The organism is Acetobacter syzygii, from assembly GCF_000964225.1.
GTDB classification, from domain to species: domain Bacteria; phylum Pseudomonadota; class Alphaproteobacteria; order Acetobacterales; family Acetobacteraceae; genus Acetobacter; species Acetobacter syzygii.
This window is the reverse complement of sequence record NZ_BAMZ01000003.1, coordinates 50,466-70,323: the sequence shown is the minus strand read 5'-3', so window position 1 is coordinate 70,323 and position 19,858 is coordinate 50,466. Positions and strand designations below refer to the sequence as shown.

The following is a 19,858-nucleotide window of genomic DNA, read 5'->3' as shown; positions in this document are numbered from 1 at the left end:
ATCCTCAGGAGCTGAACCCGTACCCCTATGCCCACCTCTTCCGCACAGGCTGCCGCTGGGCAGCATACCGACATGTCCGTTCTGGCGACCCTGACGCCAGAAGCCCTTGCCGCGTGCCTGACGCGGGAGTTGAGAGACGCCACACCTGATGATGCGGCGATTCCGGCGCGTGATGAGGCTGTGGCGATTTTCCGGCGGCATCTGGGGCGGTATCAGGCGGATATACGCAAAAGATTTGAACAATACGAACTCAAGGGGGCTGCCGCAGCCAAAACCCTTGCTTCTTTTGCGGATGTCATGCTGCGCGCCATTGTGGATCTGGCCGTACGGGCAACAACACCGGATGAACCGGCCGCCATGCTTGGGCGCTCGGGTTTTGCCGTTGCGGCAACTGGCGGGTACGGGCGGGGCCTTTTGGCACCGTTCAGCGATATTGACCTGTTGTTCCTGATTGCCGAAGGCGCAGGCGAGCGCGCTCATCCGGTGGTTGAGTACGTTCTGTATTTTTTATGGGATCTGGGGGTCAAGGTTGGCCACGCCACCCGCACGATTGAGGAATGTATTGCTGAGGCATCCAAGGATACAACGGTCCGTACGGCCCTGCTGGATGCCCGCCTGCTGGAAGGGGACACGGCGCTGTTCGCCATGTTCGAGGCCCGGTACATCCTCTCCTGTGTCGAGGCCGGGGCTGCGGGCTTTATCCATGACAAACGGCGTGAGCGGCTGGAGCGGCACCGCAGGTTTGGGGATAGTCCGTATCTGGTCGAACCCAATATAAAAGAAGGGCGTGGCGGCCTGCGGGACCTGCAAACCCTATACTGGATGTGCCGCAATACTTTTGGCACCCGCCATGTGCGCGACCTGCTTGCTCCCGAATTTATATGGATGGGACTGCTGACCGAGCAGGAGGCTGCCCGTGCCCGCCGCTCATGGGATTTCCTGTGGACCGTGCGCCTGCACCTGCATTACGTGGCTGGGCGGGCGGAAGAACGGCTGACGTTTGATATGCAGCCGGTTATTGGCGCGCGAATGGGCTATACCCGCCATGGTCGCCAGAACGGGGTGGAGCGGTTTATGCGCCACTACTTCCTGACCGCGCGGGAAGTCATGCGGTTGACCCATGTGCTCGAACCCGCCGTCCTGCGGCAGGCGCAAGGTCCGGTTGCCAACGCTGCAAAGCCGGACGAGGCAATGCGCGAGGCCGGGTTTACGCTGCTGGATGGGCAAATCCTGCCTGATCGGGGTGTATCCTTCGATCAGGACCCCATTAAAATGATGCAGATTCTGGACTGGGCGCGCGTTCGCCGCCGTCCGCTGCACCCTCTGGCGCGGCACCAGCTTATCCGCTGGGAGCGCCGGGCCATTACACTGCGCGATAATCCGGAAGCCGCACGGATATTTCTGGACCTGCTCTGTGGGGACACAGCCGAGGACGAGCGCCCCCGCAGGCGTCCGGGGAGTGCGGTCTCCGCCAGTTCGGAGGAGAACACGCCAGTTTACTCCGCTGCATATGGCAGTCACCCCCCATCAGGCCATTCCTATTGGCTGCATATTTTGAACGAGACCGGCATATTTGGCCGCCTTATTCCCGATTGGGCCCGTATTGTCGGGCAGATGCAGTTTGATACCTACCATGTGTTCACGGTGGATGAGCACACGGTAGAAGCCATTCGTATTCTGGATGAAGTGGCAGCGGGGCGCATGGCGGATGAAATTCCGATTGCCTATGAGCTGATCAAGGGGCTGCATTCGCGCCGGGCACTTTATATGGCCGTTCTTTTGCACGATGTGGCCAAGGGGCGTGGCGGTGATCATTCTGAAATCGGGGCGGAAATAGCGGCAGAACTCTGCCCACGCCTTGGTATGTCGGGGGAAGAGACCGAAACGGTCTCGTGGCTGGTCCTGCATCATCTGCTGCTCAGCCATACCGCATTCCAGCGTGATATTGACGACCCCAAAACCATTCTGGACGTGGCGGATATTGTGCAGTCCCCCGAACGGCTGCGCCTTTTGCTTCTGCTGACCATTGTGGACATGCGCGCTGTTAGCTCGCGCGTGTGGAACGCATGGAAGGCCACGTTGCTGCGGGAGCTGTATCTGCGGGTGGCCGAGGTTCTGGCCGGTGGTCTGTCCACCACGGAGCGGGACGTACGAGTGCGCCATGCCAAGGATGTTACGGCCGAAATTCTGGGTGAGGAAGGTGTACCGCCCCGCGATATCGAGCGTTTTCTGGCGCTGGGTTATGCCGGGTACTGGCTATCCTTCGATTATGAAACGCACAGCCGCCATGCCCGCCTGATTCGTGATGCGGATGCACGGGAGGCTCCGCTTACGGTTGAAGTGCTGCCACTCCCGGCCCGAGGCGTGACCGAAGTTACGGTTTATACCGTGGACGTGCCGGGTCTGTTCTCCAAAATTGCTGGCGCGCTTGCCCTGGCAGGTGCATCCATTGTGGATGCGCGCATCCACACCATGACACATGGCATGGCGCTGGATACGTTCTGGATTCAGGACACATCGGGGCAGGCGTATGAGGAAACACACCGTCTGGCCCGTCTGACATCCCTGATCGAGCAGGGTTTGAGCGGACAGTTGGATATAGGGGTGGAAATTGCACGGGCTGGCTTTGGCCACATGCCATTGCGTATGCGTGCAATTCATGTTCCCCCCCGTGTTGTGGTGGATAACGGGGTGTCCAACACCTACACGGTTATCGAAATCAATGGCCGCGACCGTCCGGGGCTGCTGCATGATGTTACTGCAGCCATGAGCCGCGAGAACCTTCAGATCGCTTCGGCCCATATTACAACCTATGGGGTGCGGGCGGTGGACGTGTTCTACGTCAAGGATCTGTTTGGTCTGAAAATCACTGATAAAAAACGGCTGGAGGAAATCCGCGAACGTCTGCTGGCAGGGCTGAAGGAGGCAGAGGCCGAAGCCAGCGCCTGTGCAGACGCCCGTTATTCAGCCTGATACGGAGCTATGGCCCGGGCTGGCAGGGGAGAGCCCTTTGTCCAGTCCGGTCCGCAGGGTTATGCCTTCCTCACTGCCCGGGTCGATCAGCCCTGTGCGGAGGAAGAGGTCAATCAGCACCAGATTGACGTTAAATTTGAACTCATCCGTATCGCGGACAATGCGGTAGGCTTCCGCCAGAGGGAGTAGGGCAAAGGATTCAACCTCACCATCGGCGGCTTTGGGTTCAAAGCTTTCGGGGAGGTACAGATCGTAGCAGTAGAGTATGTCCCGGCGCAGCCCTTCTGGCCTGTTCAGGGCATAAACAAGTCTCCCGGCCTGCACGGCCTGTTCTGCCAGCTCTTCGGGGATGGAGGCTTCTTCCGCAGCTTCCTTGATCAGGGCTTCCCGCGGGGTGTGGCCTGCGGGCATTCCCCCTGCGACCAGATGGTCCAGTTTGGACGGGTCCAGCCGCTTGTTGGCCGCACGTCGGCCCGTCCATAGGTACAGACCATCGCTTTTGCGTACCAGTCCGTTCATATGCACGCCTGTTGCCACAAACCCGAACAATGGCAGCGCTCCGCGGTCAATACGCCCAACAACGGGCTGGTCCATGTCTGCACAGACGTCAAACAGTTCATGGTGGGATTTGTAAAACCCCTCCTTGTTCAGGGCTTCTCCCAATGCTTCCAGTCCGGTGGGATGGGGGATGTTAAACCCTTTTTCTGCCGTACCAAATCCGGCCTGTTCCATACGGGCGAACAGTTCGGGTGTAAGCCAGCCGGAGGGAGTGCCGCCAAGGCTGAGCGGTGCGCGCTTGCCGGGGAGCGTGGCGGTATTGCAGTTGTTCAGGTGCCGGAGGAACGGGTTTGCATTGGAGGGCATAAGGGCAATGGTCCTGTTTTGCTGCGCCATAACACGAGTGTTGTTATCGGGGCATAAAACGGGCATGGCAAGGCAGTAAGGGGTTGCAAAAACTGCCTGACGTGCCACATCCGGGGGCATGTCCCCCCGTAGAGCAGTGTCTGGCCCACTTAATAGGCCGGTTTCCTATACTTTTGCCCGTCTGTTGCCCTATTTATGGCCGCAGGAAAACAAAGGCCTGCGCTGGCGTGTTGTGCTGGTGCTGCTGGTCCTTGTGGCGGGCGAGCTTGCCACGCTGGCTGTGCCTATTGTGTATAGTCAGGTCGTGGACCGGTATGTGCATCCGCACAGTCTGGGCATGGCTCCTGCCTTGCTTATTGTGGGGTACGGGCTGGTGCGCCTGCTATCGGGGGCGCTGACCAATCTGAGGGATTCCCTGTTTGCTCCCGTGCGGTTCCGGGTTGCACGGCAGGCGGCCTATCGTAGCTTCCAGCATATGCACCGCCTTTCCCTGCGTTTTCATCTGGACAGGCGCACGGGTGGCGTTACACGGGCCATAGAGCGCGGGACAGAAGCGGTCGAGACCCTGCTGCGGATGCTCATGTCCATCTCGCCCACCATTTTGCAGGCGCTATTGGTGATGGTGGTGATCTGGCGGCTGTTCAACTGGTCCTATGTTGGCATGATCGCGCTTATGATCGTGACGTACATTGTGTTCACGGTTCGGTTTACGTCATGGCGGCTGGGTATTCGCCGCCGCATGAACGAAACCAATAGCGAAGCATCTGGCCGGGCGCTGGACAGTCTGCTGAATTACGAAACCGTGAAATATTTTGGCAATGAGGAGCACGAGGCCAAACGCTACGACAATGCGCAGGCCCGGTACGAAAAAGCGGCCATGAAGACCCAGTATTCTCTGGGGCTGCTCAACTTTGGTCAGGCCGCCATTATTGCCATCTCGCTCGCGGCGGTCATGCTGCTTGGCGGGCACGATGTGGAGGCAGGGCGCATTACGGTTGGGGAGTTTGTGATGGTGAACACCTACCTGCTCCAGCTTTACGGTCCATTGAATTTTCTGGGTTCGGTATATTCGGGCATCCGCACCGCTCTGGTGGATCTGGAACACATGCTGAGCCTGACGGAAGAGGATGTGGAAGTTGCAGACCCCCCAAATCCGCAGCCCATTGCCACACGACTGGCGGATTCAGCTCCGGCGCATGTTGCTTTCCGCGATGTATATTTTGGCTATCGGCCGGACCGGGAAATTCTGCACGGCATCAGTTTTGATGTGCGACCGGGGCATAAAATTGCGATTGTAGGCAGTACCGGGGCTGGTAAATCGACCATAAGCCGCCTTCTGTTCCGATTTTACGATACATGGTCTGGTGCGGTGCTGGTGGATGGGCAGGATGTGCGCGCTTACCGGCAGAAGGACCTCAGGGCGGCCATAGGCGTTGTCCCGCAGGATACGGTGCTGTTCAACGACAGCGTAGGCTACAACATAGCCTACGGCCGTTTGGGGGCATCTCCGGCGCAGGTGGAGGAGGCTGCCCGTCTGGCGCAGATCCATGATTTTATCATGACATTGCCAGAAGGGTACGAAACACAGGTCGGTGAGCGGGGGCTTAAGCTTTCTGGTGGAGAAAAACAGCGTGTGGCCATTGCCCGCACGATTTTAAAAGACCCACGCGTTCTTGTGCTTGACGAGGCCACAAGTGCGTTGGACACACATACGGAAAAAGAAATTCAGGCAGCCCTGAAAACCGTCTCGGCGCGCCGCACAACCCTTGTCATTGCCCACCGGCTTTCCACCATTGTGGACGCGGACGAAATTCTGGTTATGGGGCAGGGGCGGATTGTGGAGCGTGGCACACACACCGACCTTCTGGCGGCACAGGGGCAGTATGCAGCCATGTGGGCTGCACAGGCCACGGGGGAGGCCTGAACGCACAGGACGTTGCCATTACGCCGAATCCGGCGGATGTTGCACAAAACGCAAGGAGTAAAAACATGGCGGATACGCACGCACACGCCACAACAGAGGCACAAAATGCAGCAGGGGCAGGTGCCCGTACGGAAGTGCCCGAAGACCTGGCACGTTGCGCAATGGTGATCGAACATGCCATTGACCACCTGCGGAACGAAAAGTTCCCGCCTTTGGCTGTGGCCTCGGCATTGCTTGGTGGATCGCTGGGTGTGATGGCGCGCAGCATGGACAAAGAAACCATTTTGCGCATTCTCGACTCTGCCGCGCAAAGCGTGCGTTCGGGCGATGTTCATGCCTCCGTCATGGCTGATGGTGGCAACGAAAGCGAGAAAGCCTAAGCACAAACCCTTGACTGCAAGCGTTGGCTAAGTCATAAGCCGCGCCAATCCTGAATGTGGTCGCCGGGCGTTTGTCTCGGCCCTCTAGTTCCTTTTTGTTTAAGACAAGGATGAGACAATGTCCCGTCGTTGCCAGATCACCGGCAAAGGCGTGCTGACCGGAAATAACGTCAGTCATGCCAATAACAAGTCCCGTCGTCGCTTTCTGCCTAACCTGCAGGAAGCTTCCCTGACGTCCGAAATTCTGGGCTCTGCTGTCCGTATGCGTGTAAGCGCACGCGGCCTGCGCACCATTGAACACAATGGTGGCCTTGATGCGTTCCTGCTGAGCACGCCTAACCGCAAGCTCCCCACGGAAGCGCAGGTCATCAAGCGCCGTGTACAGCGCGTGCAGGCCAAGAAGCAGGCCGCTACAGGCGCCTGATTCAGGGCTTTGTTCTATACCGTATAAGCCGGGGTCTGCCGCATTGGGCGACAGGCTCCGGTTTCTGCGGTTCAGGCGTCTGCCACTCCTTGTCAGGCGCTTTTGTCTATCGGCCGGTGTCCGGCAGCCGGCTTCCTGAGAAAACTGTTTTTCAGGTGGCACTTACGGCGTTCGGCGGCCACAGGCGCGAGGGTTTTCCTGTCGCGCCTTACCTGTTTTCTGGAGGTTTTCGTGTCCGCCACAACTGATCTGTCCAAGATCCGTAATATCGGTATCACCGCGCACATTGACGCTGGTAAGACAACCACGACCGAACGCATTCTGTATTACACCGGCGTGTCCCACAAAATCGGTGAAGTGCACGAAGGCAACACCACCACGGACTACATGGCGCAGGAACGTGAGCGTGGTATTACCATCACCTCCGCCGCCGTGACCTGTGACTGGAAAGATCACCGGATCAACATTATCGACACCCCCGGACACATCGACTTCAACATCGAAGTGAACCGTTCGCTGCGCGTGCTCGATGGTGCTGTGTTCATTATCGAAGGTGTTGCCGGTGTTCAGCCGCAGTCCGAAACCAACTGGCGTCTGGCTGATCGCTACAACGTTCCGCGTATCATCTTCATCAACAAGCTCGACCGTACCGGCGCAGACTTCTACCGTGCATTCGACACGCTGAAGGAAAAGCTGGACATCGTTGCCATTCCGCTGCAGCTGCCCATCGGGGCGGAAGACCAGTTCCTTGGCGTTGTTGATCTGGTGGAAATGAAGGCCATCATCTGGGAAGGTGGTGAACTGGGCGCCAAGTTCCATGACGAAGAAATTCCGGCTGACCTGAAGGAAAAGGCTGCAGAAGCACGCCAGAACCTGCTGGACACGGCACTGGCTGTTGATGAAGCCGCCATGGAAGAATACTTCGAAAACGGCGACGTTTCCGTAGAAACCCTGAAGCGCTGCATCAAAAAAGGTGCGATTTCCGGCGAGTTCCGTCCGGTTCTGTGCGGCACCGCCTTCAAGAACAAGGGTGTGCAGCCGCTGCTCGATGGGATCATTGACTATCTGCCCGCTCCGAACGACGTTGAAGGCATCCGTTGCGCTCCGCCCGAAGGTGAGGACGAAGACGAAGCATCCCAGCCCATCCTGCCGGTTGACCCCAACGGCAAGTTTGCTGGTCTGGCGTTCAAGATCATCAACGACAAATACGGTACGCTGACCTTCGTGCGCGTCTATCGTGGCGTTCTCAAGACCGGTGATACCGTTCTGAACACCACCAAAGGCCACAAGGAACGTATTGGCCGTATTTACCAGATGCACGCTGACAAGCGCGTTGAACTGAGCGAAGTTCACGCTGGTGATATTGCTGCGTTCGTTGGTCTGAAAGACTCCCAGACGGGTGACACGCTGGCTGATGCATCCGATCCGGTTGTGCTGGAACGTATGTCCTTCCCGGTTCCGGTTATCGACATTTCTGTTGAGCCGAAAACCAAAGACGCCGTGGAAAAGATGACACTGGCCCTGCAGAAGCTGGCTGGTGAAGATCCCTCCCTGCAGCTCAAGACTGACCAGGAAACAGGCCAGACCATTCTGTCCGGTATGGGTGAACTGCATCTGGACATCATTATCGACCGTCTGCGTCGTGAATATGGTGTGGATGCAAACGTGGGTGCGCCGCAGGTTGCATACCGCGAAACCATCTCCAAACCGCATACCGAAACCTATACCCACAAGAAGCAGTCTGGTGGTTCCGGCCAGTTCGCAGAAGTGAAAATTGCGTTTGAACCGGTTGAACGGAACGCTGGTATCACTTTTGAAAACAAGATTGTCGGCGGTACCGTGCCTAAGGAATACATTCCTGCGGTTGAAAAAGGTATTCGTATGCAGTCTTCTACGGGTGTGCTGGCTGGCTTCCCCACGGTTGACTTCAAGTTTACCCTGCTCGACGGTAAGTACCATGACGTTGACTCGTCCGCTCTGGCGTTCGAAATCGCGGCAAAGGCCTGCTTCCGTGATGGCATGAAGAACGCTGGTCCGGTTATTCTGGAACCGATCATGGACGTGGAAGTGACCACACCCAACGACCACGTTGGTGACGTGGTGGGCGATCTTAACCGCCGCCGTGGGATGATCCAGAGCCAGGAAACTTCGGGTTCCACGGTTATGGTGCGTGCACATGTGCCGCTGAAGGAAATGTTTGGTTACATTTCCCACCTGCGTTCCATGACCAAGGGCCGTGCGTCCTTTACCATGCAGTTCCATCACTACGACCCCGTGCCGCGCAATGTGGCAGACGAAATTATGGCGCAGTCCCGCTAAGATTTCCTTCAACCTCGGGGTTGAAAAACGAGAAGGCCGCCTCCCTTAGGGAGGCGGCTTTTTTGTTGTTGATATTATTTGGAAACCGCTGCGCTGGAGCGAAAAGGTCGGCCGCGCCGGGTGGGTTATTGCGGCTATAAAAAAGGCACGAGAGAACGCCGGGTAGCGCTCTTTCGTGCCTTTATAAGTTCGTTCTTCAGGTGCTGCGACATGCAGGAAAAACCTGCCTGCCGCAGACGGAGGGATTTAGCCGAATGCTCCAATGTCGTGCATGAGTGCGACACTGATTTCGCGCAGCAGATCGAACATTTCTCCCATGGGGGTAAAGATATCCCGGTGTTCGCGCACGTAAATCCCTTCCTCACGTGGGCCACGTGGCTCATGGAAGTCCAGATCGGAAGGTCCTGTGCCGGTCGGGAAAATATATTTCATTTCCTTCAGTACAGTAGGAATATCCAGGCACAGGATGTGTTGCATCATCATGTCGTGGTTAAAGCCACCCCGGGGCATGAAAAAAGGAATGCGGCAGGCTAGCAGCCAGATGCGCTCAATGAGCATGATCCGTATGGCATGGAGCAGACGGATGCGTGGTTCCGTGCGTGGTGCGTGGGGCCATGCCTCACGCAGGGCCAGATGATCTGCCTGAATGCGGCGGAACATGGTGTGGAGTTCAGCCGAGAGGTTTAGATTTTCCAACCCGCCCATAAGTGTCAGAAAAGCTTTCTGGCGTTTGGGGGAGGTCTCCTCTGTTGCCCGGTCCAGCCAAAAGCCGGGGTCCAGCATACATACAACACTTTTCAGCACTTTATCGTCCGAGCAGGCCAGAGCATGGCGGGCAAAGTCCAACGCACGGTGGAAGCGGGGGCTGGAGGTGTTGAGTGCCTCAAATGTTTCCGGGTGGCGTTGCACAGCAGCACCAAGACCTTGCAGGGTGTTGGCGCACCAGCCGAGCTGCTGCAAAATCGCATTGTTGGGAATGGCCCGGAGTTGGCTGGGATGGGTAATCCGGCTCCGGGTTGCAGCCTCTGCACTTTGGCGTGCCGGTGGGCGGGAGCCCGTGCGGTCAATCAGGGCAGGGCCAAATGCACCAAGCAGGGCAGCGTAGCCGGGGTCTGCCACCAGCCCTTTCATATTATCGATTACGCTGGAGAAGAAATCGGCCGAAAAATCCGGGTTATCGTAGATCGGGTCACTTTTTTGCTGGTCGCAGAGGAACAGGTTTTCCGCAATGGTGGCCAGTGTGGCGGTTGCCAGTTCCGGGCTGCCAAAGAGCAGGTATCCATCACCACCCTGAAAAGCGGTTTCCTCCCGGCAGAGAATGCCGCTGTCATCAAAGCGTTTCCGCACATGGGCGGGGGAGAGATAGTCCAGCCGGTCCGCCATGCGGAAGGGGTGTGCACCGCGGCCAATGCTCTCGCCGTGGGTATCAAAGAACACGACTTCAACGTCGGTCAGGTTCCAGCGTACCAGCAGGTCATGAATACGCAGCCGCAGGCGTTCGATCTGGTAGGATGCCGCAAGCTGGCCAATGTAGCGCCCCGAATCCGAGTAACCAAACTGGAAGCATATCCGGCCAATACGCCGCACATAATCCCGCCAGGCCGGAGAGCGCAGGGCTTCCTCTACAATATGCTCGCCCTTGACCAGCGCATCCTCTGTTTCAAACAGGGGGGAAATTTCAATGTGATCGGCAACGCCAAAATATTTGGCAATCCAGAGGGCTGCCAGCAGGGTGTAGCCGGTTTCTGTTTCTGCGATCAAAAAGCGTACAGGGGTTGCCGCATCGACGTATTTGACAATCTGGGCAATTGTCATCATCAGCCGCCCGGCGGAAGATGGGTCGCTTAGCAGGGCGCCAAAATCGACCGGTACGGAGGTTACACCTTCCAGTGCTTCGTTAACGCGGTTCAGCAGGGCACGGCGTTGTGCCGGGTTTGTCGGGTCGTCCAACAGGTTTAGCTTCTGGCGCACGAAGTTGTGAATCTGGCTGGCATTCAGCCGCACATGTGTGTGGGCCAGCCCAAGGCCATGGGCCATAAATCCGGCGCGGGCAACGGCCAGTGGCAACTGCGCCGATGGCGGAGCTGCCTCTATGGCGTTTTGGAGCAGGTCGTTCAGGTCCGAGGCTGCGCTGAGGGCTGTTGTGTGGCCTTTGACCAGCAGTTCCGCAAAATGCGCAACGGCCTGCCCATCTGTTGGACCCGCTGGCACGGCGCTGATCTGTGCCTTAACGCAGTCTATGGCTTCTTGCAGTGTGTTGCTTAGTTCTGGGGCCAATACGCCCTCGTGGGCAATCTGGCGTTCCAGTCGCATAAGCTGGAATAGCTTCATGCGCAGCCGCAGGCGCAATGTGTCCCACCAGCCAATATCGGTCCGGCCGTCCGTATCGTAACCTACCCAACTGGTGGCAATGACCGGGCAGGGGGTAAGGCTGGTCCACTCATCTGTCCATGTCTCTCTGGCGGTGGAGAGAAGGGCGAGGTTCAGTTGGTCTATGGCATCACGCGCACGGGTTATGGCCTGTGCGGCCAGTGTAAATTCTTCTTCCAGTGTTGGGTGGGCTGCGCGGCGGTGTGTTGTAAAAAATGGTGCTGCCTGGGGGGGCACATCCTGCGATGCACTGCTTGCCAGCGCGCTGTAAACCGGATTGCCCAGCGCAAAGGTGGGGTGAGCCGTAAAAACCGCGGCAAACCGGGTGGATGATACGGCCTGGCGGTAAGCCTCAAATGTAGGGCTGGGCAGGTTTGCACGGATATGCTCGGCAACAGAGCGCAGCTTGTCCTGCGTGGTATCGGGTGCGGCACCCCCAACATAGCGGTGCAGATGGCGTGCGCGGCTTAAAAACGCCTGATCACGCAGGCTGCGCACCAGCTCGGTTACATCCGCAAAAGTGAGAGTTCCACTTTCCAGCGCCTCACTCAGGCGCAGGGCTGTGCCCATAACGGGGTTGGTGCCTTCCGCCGGTGTGCCGGTGGAGGACTGATTGGCAATGGAGGCGAGCACGCTCCCGATGCGAGGAGGAAGGGAAGAAAAATCCGTGTTCATGGCGCGCTCTATATCGTTGCATATTGAATCGGAAAAGAAACAAAACGATCAGGTTATTATTTTGTTCTTTCAGCTTTCCATGTCTGCTTTCTATGCGCAACCGCTTCACGCACACTTGGGGTAGGGCGGGTGGAGTGCTATTCATAAGCGTATGACAGCGCACACCCAAACGGAAGCGGACATCGCCGCCCGGCAGACACTCCGGCGATACAAGAATGCAGCCACAGGTTTGCTGGCTCTTATGGGAGGGGTGACTATTCTGGGCTATGCGGCCCCCGCCGCAGGCTGGGTAGAGGATGGTTTTTTTCTGGAAATGCTGCGTGCGGGTGCGCGTGCGGGTGTTGTGGGCGGGGTTGCTGACTGGTTTGCGGTTGTGGCGCTCTTTCGCCACCCGTTAGGGCTCCCTATTCCGCACACCGCCATCTTGCCCGCACAAAAAGACCGGCTTGCCCGTGCGCTGGGGCGGTTTGTTGCCAGTCAGGTCTTTACCGCCAGGGAGGTGGAGCGGGTTCTTGCCCGTGTGGATGTACCCGCTTTTGTGGCTAACCTGTTGGAAGACCCTGCAACACAGGATGCAGTTGTGGGGGCAATGGCGCGCTCCATGCCGCAACTGCTTGATCGACTGGAAGATGGCCGGGCGAGCAACGCCATAGGGCGGATTATGCCACGGCTGTTGGGAGGGAGCGATCTGGCTCCCGTTATTGCCAAGGCGCTGCGCAGTCTGGTGGATGATGACCGGCACCAGGAGGTGCTTTCCTATTTTTTAAGCCAACTCAAAGATGGGCTTAAGGCGAAGGAAGGAGCCCTGCGGGACATGATCGAAGATCGTGTGCGGGAGCAGGGTGGGCGTATTCTGGGCTGGGCCATTGGTGGCTCCATTGCCACCAAGGTGCTTACCGCCGCCGCACAGGAGCTGGACCGAATCGATCCGGAAAACTCCAGCCTGCGTGAGGGCTTTACCAGTTGGGTCAGACTCCAGATCGACCGGATAGAAACCGATCCCGAGCGGGGGCGTGAGTTTACGCAGGCTGTAACCTCCGTTCTGTCGCACGAAAGTGTGGTGGGCTGGTGGGGGGATATCTGGCTGCGTTTTCGCCGGATGGTGGAAACCGATGTGGAAGACCCGCAGGGGCGCATAGCCAACCTTGTGCGCGATGCTCTGGCGCGCATGGCCGGGCAGTTGAGGAACGATGCTGTTCTGCGTGAGCGCATAGTGGAACGTGTGGACGCAACTATTGGCAAAGCCCTGCCGTTTGTAAGGGACCAGATGGCGGAATTTATCGCACGCGTGGTTTCAGGCTGGAACGGGGTGGAAATCGCGGAAAAGCTGGAACTGCGGGTGGGTAAGGATCTCCAGTTCATTCGCTTTAATGGCACGCTGGTTGGCTTTGCCGTGGGGGCGCTCCTGTTTGCTGCCTTGCGGCTGACATTTGGAATCAACGCGCAATAACACGGGAGTGATACCCCTTCTGGCACAGGGTTCCGTGGGGAATACATGTGACCGCATGGCACTTGCGCAGATAGGGAAGAGCTACCCGGCGGATATGGGCGTAAGCTTGGAAAGAGCAGGCGCATACGGGTGAATGCAGATCACATATGCGTTGCAGGGCAGCAGGGAGCGGCGCGTAACAAGCGGTTTTGGGTTGACGTTGGCATCGCTTGTCGCCATGTATCCGAAACAGGACCATTCAGGTCTTTAATTAGGTGAAAGCCGGATTATGCTGAAACTTTCCCGTCTGGCGGACTATGCGATCGTCATACTTGTTAAGCTGGGAGAACAGGAGGGCGTGGTAACGTCCCCCGCTCTTGCTGCCATTACCGGTGTGCCAGAACCCACTGTTGCCAAAGTGCTCAAGGTTTTGTCCGCACATGGTTTTGTTCTGTCCCAGCGTGGTGCAAAAGGCGGTTATCGCTTGGCCCGGTCCTTGGCGGATATGTCTGTTGCCAGTGTTATTACCGCGGTAGATGGCCAGATTGCCCTGACCGCCTGCGTAGGCGGGCGTGAGTGCGATACCGGTCTGTCCTGCGGTTTGTGCGGTAGCTGGGACGTGATCAACACGGCAATACAGTCAACCTTGGAAGGGATATCGCTAGAGAGTATGCGTCCAAAGGAAGCATGTTCCACGGTTCTCTCCCAGATTAACAAGCTCAACGCCACCCAGACGATACGGGAAGGGGTCTGAACCATGCCAGCAGTTACTCAAACGCGCGAAGCGGTCGAAAAGCTGGGCCAGTCTACCTACAAATGGGGGTTTGAGACCGACATAGAAATGGATATGGCTCCCAAAGGGCTGAATGAGGACATTATCCGTCTGATTTCCAGCCGTAAGGAAGAGCCGGAATGGATGCTGGAGTGGCGGCTGGCTGCCTATAAAACATGGCAGGCCATGCAGGAGCCCAAATGGGCCAAGGTCGCTTACCCTCCCATCGATTATCAGGATGCCCATTACTACGCGGCTCCGCGCAAGAAGCCCGGTCCCAAATCGCTTGACGAGGTAGACCCCGAACTGCTGCGGACCTACGAAAAACTGGGCATCCCCCTGCATGAGCAGGCTTTGCTGGCCGGGGTGGAAGTGCCTGAGGGCGAGCGTATGCCCGTGGCTGTGGATGCTGTGTTTGATAGCGTGTCTGTTGCCACGACCTTCCGTAAAACGCTGGAGGAAGCCGGGGTTATTTTCTGCCCTATTTCCGAGGCTGTTAAGGAACATCCGGATCTGGTGCGCAAGTATTTGGGCACGGTTGTTCCTGCGGGGGATAATTTCTTTTCAGCGCTGAACTCCGCAGTATTTACGGATGGCTCGTTTGTGTATGTGCCCAAGGGGGTACGCTGCCCTATGGAGCTTTCCACCTACTTCCGGATCAATGCCCGGAATACCGGGCAGTTTGAGCGTACCCTGATTGTGGTGGAGGAAGGGGCTTCCGTTTCGTACCTGGAGGGTTGTACAGCCCCCATGCGGGATGAAAACCAGCTCCATGCCGCTGTGGTGGAGCTTGTCGCCATGGATGATGCCTCCATTAAATACTCCACCGTACAGAACTGGTACCCCGGGGATGAAAACGGGCGGGGGGGTATTTACAATTTTGTGACCAAACGTGGTGCATGTCGTGGCGCACGCTCCAAAATATCCTGGACACAGGTGGAAACCGGCTCCGCTATTACGTGGAAGTACCCATCCTGCATTCTGCAAGGTGAAGGTTCGGTGGGTGAGTTCTATTCCGTTGCGGTGACCAACAACCACCAGCAGGCCGATACCGGCACCAAAATGATCCATCTTGGCCGCAATACGCGTTCGACCATTATTGCCAAGACCATTAGTGCTGGCCGGTCAGACAGCACATACCGTGGGCTGGTGCGGGTACAGCCCAAGGCATCGGGTGCACGTAACTTTACCCAGTGCGATAGTCTGCTGATCGGTGACCAGTGCGGGGCCCATACGGTGCCCTACATTGAAAGCCGCAATATGAATGCGCGCATTGAACACGAAGCAACAACATCCAAAATTTCAGAAGACCAACTGTTTTACTGCCGCCAGCGTGGCCTGTCTGAGGAAGACGCAGTCGGCCTGATCGTAAACGGTTTTTGCCGCGATGTTCTTAAGGAACTGCCCATGGAATTTGCCGTGGAAGCACAAAAACTGTTGCAGATCAGCCTTGAAGGCAGCGTGGGTTAAGGGAGAGCAGAGTATGAGCCAGTTTTTGGAAATTTCCGGCCTTTGCGCACAAATTGACGCCGATGGGCAGGAAAAGCAGATTCTGCGTGGTGTGGACCTGAGTATTCCTCCGGGCGAAGTCCATGTGATCATGGGGCCAAATGGGTCGGGTAAGTCCACACTGTCCTACGTTCTGGCCGGACGTGAGGATTACGAGGTAACGGCCGGGACAGCCACGTTCCATGGGCAGGACCTGTTGGCCATGGAGCCGGAAGAACGTGCGGCTGCCGGGCTTTTTCTGGCGTTTCAGTCCCCTATCGAATTGCCGGGGGTCAATAACGCCAACTTCCTGCGTACGGCTGTTAATGCCGTAAGGCGTGCACGCGGGCAGGAAGAACTGGATGCCGTGGCGTTCCTTAAAATGGCGCGCGAGGCCGCCAAAGCTCTGTCCATGGCACCGGATATGCTTAAGCGGAATGTGAATGTCGGTTTTTCCGGTGGGGAGAAAAAACGCAACGAAGTGTTGCAGATGACTCTGCTCCAGCCAACATTTGCCATTCTGGATGAAACCGATAGTGGGCTGGACGTGGATGCCCTACGCATTGTGGCCGAAGGGGTTAATCGCCTGCGTGCTCCCACCTTCTCGGCTCTGGTGATCACGCACCATCAGAAGCTGCTGGATTATCTGGTGCCAGACCGCATTCATGTCATGGCGCGTGGGCGTATTATCCTTTCTGGCGGCCCGGAACTGGCGCGGCAGATTGATCAGGAAGGTTATACAAAATTTCTGGCGGAGGTGGCGTGAACGCACTCAGCAAAGATATGTCCGGTCCGTTAGCACTCTTCGCAAACAGGCTGAACACTCTTACCGGCGCTCAACGGCAGTCTGCTGCCGGGGCTCTGGCCAGAACAGGTCTGCCCGACCGCAAGTCCGAGGCATGGAAATACACTGCGTTGCGTGCACTGGGTAAGCAGGATTACCTGCAAGCCCCTGCACAGGTGGATGAGGCGGCTGTACGCGCCCTGCTGGATGGCGTTTTTCAGGCGCATCCCGCAATGGCAGCCCTCCCACGGGTTGTGTTTGTTAACGGTCGCCATGCCCCGGCATTCAGTGTTGCACCGGACGATGTGGATCTGTCCTTTTTTGGGCAGAATGCCGAGTTTGGCTTGCAGGCCGCTCCAGACCGGGACCCGCTGGTTGCCCTGAATACGGCGCTGGCGGAAGATGGGCTGGTGCTGCGCGTGCCTGCCGGGGAGGATGCAGGGCACCTCATGCTCATCTCCCTCGGTGTGGCGCAAGAGCAGCCGGTCTCTTTCCATCCAAGGCATACGGTCGTGGTGGAAAAGGATGCATATTTACGGCTGATCAGTGTGCAGGCAGGGCAGGGGACGTATTTCCATAATCCGGTTATGGATATCCGTGTCGAGGATGGCGCAACGCTGGAGCATGTTACGTTGCAGACGGAGGGTGCTCAGGCAATCAGTCTTGGGACCCTGTATGCCCATGTTGGCCATAAAAGCGTTTATGACAGCTTTGTGCTGGGGCTGGGTGGTCAGCTTGTGCGGCATGAGGTCCATGCCCGTCTGGCATCTCCGCGTGGTGTTGTGCATGTGAATGGCGCGCAGCGCTTGGCTGGCCAGCAGGTGGGGGACATTACCAGCGTTATTACCCATGCCGCATCCGACTGTATTTCCCGCCAGACAGTGCGGAATGTGCTGGATGGTCATGCACGCGGTGTTTTTCAGGGCAAGGTGCTGGTTGAGCAGGTTGCCCTGAAAACAGACGGCTACCAGATGAATCAGGCGTTGCTCCTCTCTCCCGATGCGGAGATAGATGCCAAGCCAGAGCTGGAAATTTATGCTGATGACGTGCGGTGCAGCCATGGTGCAACCGTTGGTGCGCTGGATGATGACCAGCTGTTTTACCTGCGGAGCCGCGGTATTTCCGTGCAGGAAGCACGGCAGATGCTGATAGATGCATTTTTGGATGAAGCCATCGCCCTTGTGGTGGATGCTACGGCCCAGACTTTCTGCCGCGCAGTCATGGCGGCCCGGTTTGCACAAAAGGGAGAAGCGTGATGGCCACGCATACCGCCAAATCCCCAGCTGCTTCCCAACTGGATGTGCAGGCTATTCGTGCGCAGTTCCCCATTCTGGCGGAAAAGGTGCATGATCGTCCGCTGGTTTTTTTGGACAGTGCTGCATCAGCCCAAAAGCCCAATGCGGTTATAGACAGCATGGCCAATACCATGCGCCACCAGTACGCCAACATCCATCGCGGTCTGCATTGGATGAGCGAACGCACGACTGAGGCGTATGAGGGTGTGCGGGATCTGGTTGCCGGTTTTCTGAACGCACCCTCGCGTGAGGAAATCGTATTTACACGTAACAGCACGGAAGCCATCAATCTGGTGGCGCACTCTTTTGGTGCGCTGCTCAGGCCCGGTCAGGCCGTGCTCATTTCGCAAATGGAGCACCATGCCAACCTTGTTCCATGGCAGATGCTGCGCGATAGAGCCGGAATTGAACTGCGTATAGCTCCGATTACCGATGACGGTGATCTGGATATGGAAGCGTACAAAGCTTTTCTGGCCGATGGTAAGGTTGGACTTGTGGCGATTACGCACATGTCCAACGTGCTCGGAACCATAACCCCTGCCTCACAGATAGCGGAAGTTGCCCACGCAGCCGGGGCGCTGGTGCTGTTTGATGGCAGCCAGGCCGTTGTGCACCACAAAACGGATGTACAGGCACTGGATGCAGATTTTTATACGTTTACCGGGCATAAGCTGTACGGCCCAACAGGCATTGGTGTGCTATGGGCACGCCGTGCTCTGTTGGAACAGATGCCCCCGTTCCTTGGTGGGGGAGATATGATCTCCACCGTAACTTTTGAACGTTCCACATGGGCTAACATTCCGCATAAGTTTGAGGCGGGAACACCTGCCATCGTGGAAACCATGGGCTTAGGCGCGGCCATAGAGTGGGTTAGTCAAGTCGGGTTTGATGCGATTGCGGCACATGAGGCAGCACTTACGGCCCATGCGCTCCAGCGGCTGGCCACAGTGCCGGGGCTTAAAATTGTGGGGAACCCCAGAATGCGTGGTGGGGTTGTCTCCTTCACCATGGAGGATGTGCACCCGCACGATATTGCAACCCTGCTGGATCGCAACGGTATTGCCATAAGGGCGGGGCATCATTGTGCAGAGCCGCTTATGCGCCGCCTGGGCTTGAGTGCAACAGCCCGTGCAAGCTTTGGTATTTACACCCAGAAAGAAGAAATTGACGTGCTGGCAGATACGCTGGTGCGCATTCGGGATTTTTTTGTGTGAACTCCAGCACTGCGGAACGTGATGCCCTGTATGACAGGCTGATTGTGGAGCGTGCGCGCAAGCCCCTCCACGCTGGACGGCTGGATGCACCAGACGTGCAGGGCGAAGGTCGTAACCCGCTATGTGGCGATAAAACACATCTGGATATTGCCCTGAACGGGCACCATATTCAGGATATCCGGCACCAGACCCGTGGATGTGCCATCTGTTCTGCCGCAGCAGATCTGATGGCGGAGCGTTTGCGGGGGGAGACTGTTACACAGGCTCTTCAGGTCGCTGATCGGTTTAAGGCTTTGCTGGTGGAACCATCATCGTCTGCTGTGGTGGAAAAATCCCACCAAGTTCCCTTGGGTGCTCTGGAGGTTTTTGCTCCATTGCGCTCCCACAAAGCACGAATACGCTGCGCAGAACTGCCTTGGGTTGCGCTGGAGGAGGCTTTTTCTCATGTCGATGGTTGAAGAAGGCATTCAGGTGCAAAAACAGGCAGTTCCCCCGGCGCAGGAGTTGCCGGTTGAGCGTGTTCTTCACGCAGAGCACGACGGGGCCGATGCACCATCTGCCAAAGTAGAGGGATGGACCCCAGATGGGGATGAACCAGCACAGGCTGGCTCGACTTCAAAAGAGAGTGCACTCCCCGGCCCTGCATCGGAGGATGCGGTGGTGGAAGCTATTGCGACCGTCCATGACCCGGAAATTCCGGTCAATATTTACGAACTGGGCCTGATCTACGCCATAGACCTGTATGATGACGGACGTGTGCGTGTTGAAATGACGCTCACTGCACCGAACTGCCCCAGCGCGCAGGAGTTACCTATTCAGGTCAAGGATGCGGTGGAAAAAGTACCGGGCGTAAAATCGGCCGAAGTGGAAGTTGTGTGGGACCCGCCGTGGGATATGTCGCGCATGAGCGATGAGGCCCGGCTGGCCCTGAACATGTTTTGACCGAA

General features: G+C 57.4%; 15 protein-coding genes. 13 read left to right on the top strand and 2 right to left on the bottom strand.

Features of this window, described 5'->3' with window-relative positions; all coding sequences use genetic code 11:
• The first annotated feature begins 27 nt into the window (after positions 1-27).
• The gene (locus Absy_RS00470; protein WP_048852766.1) at positions 28-2,973 is read left to right on the top strand and encodes a [protein-PII] uridylyltransferase; all 2,946 of its coding nucleotides are present in this window, start codon (positions 28-30) and stop codon (positions 2,971-2,973) included.
• On the opposite strand, the gene Absy_RS00465 is transcribed toward Absy_RS00470, so the two are convergent.
• Positions 2,965-3,837: an NUDIX hydrolase gene (locus tag Absy_RS00465; protein WP_048852854.1), complete on the bottom strand. Its 873-nt coding sequence runs from the start codon at positions 3,835-3,837 to the stop codon at positions 2,965-2,967. The two genes, Absy_RS00470 and Absy_RS00465, sit on opposite strands and share 9 nt — an antisense overlap.
• Before the next feature lie 181 nt (positions 3,838-4,018).
• Here Absy_RS00465 and Absy_RS00460 point away from each other — a divergent pair, with 181 nt between their 5' ends.
• The 4 genes from Absy_RS00460 to fusA all read left to right on the top strand — a co-directional run bounded on the left by Absy_RS00460 (position 4,019) and on the right by fusA (position 8,884).
• The gene (locus Absy_RS00460) at positions 4,019-5,761 is read left to right on the top strand and encodes an ABCB family ABC transporter ATP-binding protein/permease (RefSeq protein ID WP_048852853.1); all 1,743 of its coding nucleotides are present in this window, start codon (positions 4,019-4,021) and stop codon (positions 5,759-5,761) included.
• 65 nt (positions 5,762-5,826) lie between these two features.
• Complete coding sequence (locus tag Absy_RS00455; protein WP_048852852.1) at positions 5,827-6,141, top strand: hypothetical protein; 315 nt, start codon at positions 5,827-5,829, stop codon at positions 6,139-6,141.
• A gap of 118 nt (positions 6,142-6,259) precedes the next feature.
• A complete protein-coding gene (gene rpmB / locus Absy_RS00450) occupies positions 6,260-6,565 on the top strand; it encodes a 50S ribosomal protein L28 (RefSeq protein WP_048852765.1) in 306 nt (101 codons plus the stop codon).
• Positions 6,566-6,796: 231 nt separating this feature from the next.
• Entirely contained in the window at positions 6,797-8,884 is a 2,088-nt protein-coding gene (fusA, locus tag Absy_RS00445; RefSeq protein WP_048852764.1) for an elongation factor G, read from the top strand.
• 246 nt (positions 8,885-9,130) lie between these two features.
• On the opposite strand, the gene Absy_RS00440 is transcribed toward fusA, so the two are convergent.
• Positions 9,131-11,929 (bottom strand): phosphoenolpyruvate carboxylase, encoded by a 2,799-nt coding sequence (locus tag Absy_RS00440; protein ID WP_048852763.1) that lies wholly within the window; start codon positions 11,927-11,929, stop codon positions 9,131-9,133.
• A gap of 151 nt (positions 11,930-12,080) precedes the next feature.
• Here Absy_RS00440 and Absy_RS00435 point away from each other — a divergent pair, with 151 nt between their 5' ends.
• The 8 genes from Absy_RS00435 (at position 12,081) to Absy_RS00400 (ending at position 19,853) form a co-directional block, all read left to right on the top strand.
• Positions 12,081-13,379 carry a DUF445 domain-containing protein gene (locus Absy_RS00435; RefSeq protein WP_048852762.1) on the top strand — a complete coding sequence of 433 codons (1,299 nt, stop codon included), beginning with the start codon at positions 12,081-12,083 and terminating at the stop codon, positions 13,377-13,379.
• Positions 13,380-13,647: 268 nt separating this feature from the next.
• Entirely contained in the window at positions 13,648-14,112 is a 465-nt protein-coding gene (locus Absy_RS00430; protein WP_048852761.1) for an SUF system Fe-S cluster assembly regulator, read from the top strand.
• A gap of 3 nt (positions 14,113-14,115) precedes the next feature.
• Positions 14,116-15,600, top strand: a complete 1,485-nt coding sequence (gene sufB, locus Absy_RS00425; RefSeq protein WP_048852760.1) for a Fe-S cluster assembly protein SufB — start codon at positions 14,116-14,118, stop codon at positions 15,598-15,600.
• Positions 15,601-15,613: 13 nt separating this feature from the next.
• The gene (gene sufC, locus Absy_RS00420; protein WP_048852759.1) at positions 15,614-16,384 is read left to right on the top strand and encodes a Fe-S cluster assembly ATPase SufC; all 771 of its coding nucleotides are present in this window, start codon (positions 15,614-15,616) and stop codon (positions 16,382-16,384) included.
• A gap of 17 nt (positions 16,385-16,401) precedes the next feature.
• Positions 16,402-17,658, top strand: coding sequence for a Fe-S cluster assembly protein SufD (gene sufD / locus Absy_RS00415; RefSeq protein ID WP_181015886.1), 1,257 nt, complete (start codon positions 16,402-16,404; stop codon positions 17,656-17,658).
• Positions 17,658-18,911 (top strand): aminotransferase class V-fold PLP-dependent enzyme, encoded by a 1,254-nt coding sequence (locus Absy_RS00410; protein WP_048852757.1) that lies wholly within the window; start codon positions 17,658-17,660, stop codon positions 18,909-18,911. The genes sufD and Absy_RS00410 overlap by 1 nt, the downstream gene beginning before the upstream one ends.
• Positions 18,908-19,369: a Fe-S cluster assembly sulfur transfer protein SufU gene (gene sufU, locus Absy_RS00405; protein ID WP_048852756.1), complete on the top strand. Its 462-nt coding sequence runs from the start codon at positions 18,908-18,910 to the stop codon at positions 19,367-19,369. Before Absy_RS00410 ends, sufU begins: the two co-directional genes overlap by 4 nt.
• Entirely contained in the window at positions 19,356-19,853 is a 498-nt protein-coding gene (locus Absy_RS00400) for an SUF system Fe-S cluster assembly protein (RefSeq protein ID WP_048852755.1), read from the top strand. Before sufU ends, Absy_RS00400 begins: the two co-directional genes overlap by 14 nt.
• Positions 19,854-19,858 lie beyond the last annotated feature (5 nt).

Coding starts and splice junctions, on each gene's coding strand:
- Absy_RS00455 (WP_048852852.1), top strand. CDS start 5,827: ATGGCGGATACGCACGCACACGCCACAACAGAGGCACAAAATGCAGCA.
- sufD (WP_181015886.1), top strand. CDS start 16,402: ATGTCCGGTCCGTTAGCACTCTTCGCAAACAGGCTGAACACTCTTACC.
- sufB (WP_048852760.1), top strand. CDS start 14,116: ATGCCAGCAGTTACTCAAACGCGCGAAGCGGTCGAAAAGCTGGGCCAG.
- Absy_RS00440 (WP_048852763.1), bottom strand. CDS start 11,929: ATGAACACGGATTTTTCTTCCCTTCCTCCTCGCATCGGGAGCGTGCTC.
- Absy_RS00465 (WP_048852854.1), bottom strand. CDS start 3,837: ATGCCCTCCAATGCAAACCCGTTCCTCCGGCACCTGAACAACTGCAAT.
- Absy_RS00470 (WP_048852766.1), top strand. CDS start 28: ATGCCCACCTCTTCCGCACAGGCTGCCGCTGGGCAGCATACCGACATG.
- Absy_RS00410 (WP_048852757.1), top strand. CDS start 17,658: ATGGCCACGCATACCGCCAAATCCCCAGCTGCTTCCCAACTGGATGTG.
- rpmB (WP_048852765.1), top strand. CDS start 6,260: ATGTCCCGTCGTTGCCAGATCACCGGCAAAGGCGTGCTGACCGGAAAT.
- Absy_RS00435 (WP_048852762.1), top strand. CDS start 12,081: ATGACAGCGCACACCCAAACGGAAGCGGACATCGCCGCCCGGCAGACA.
- Absy_RS00430 (WP_048852761.1), top strand. CDS start 13,648: ATGCTGAAACTTTCCCGTCTGGCGGACTATGCGATCGTCATACTTGTT.
- sufC (WP_048852759.1), top strand. CDS start 15,614: ATGAGCCAGTTTTTGGAAATTTCCGGCCTTTGCGCACAAATTGACGCC.
- Absy_RS00400 (WP_048852755.1), top strand. CDS start 19,356: ATGTCGATGGTTGAAGAAGGCATTCAGGTGCAAAAACAGGCAGTTCCC.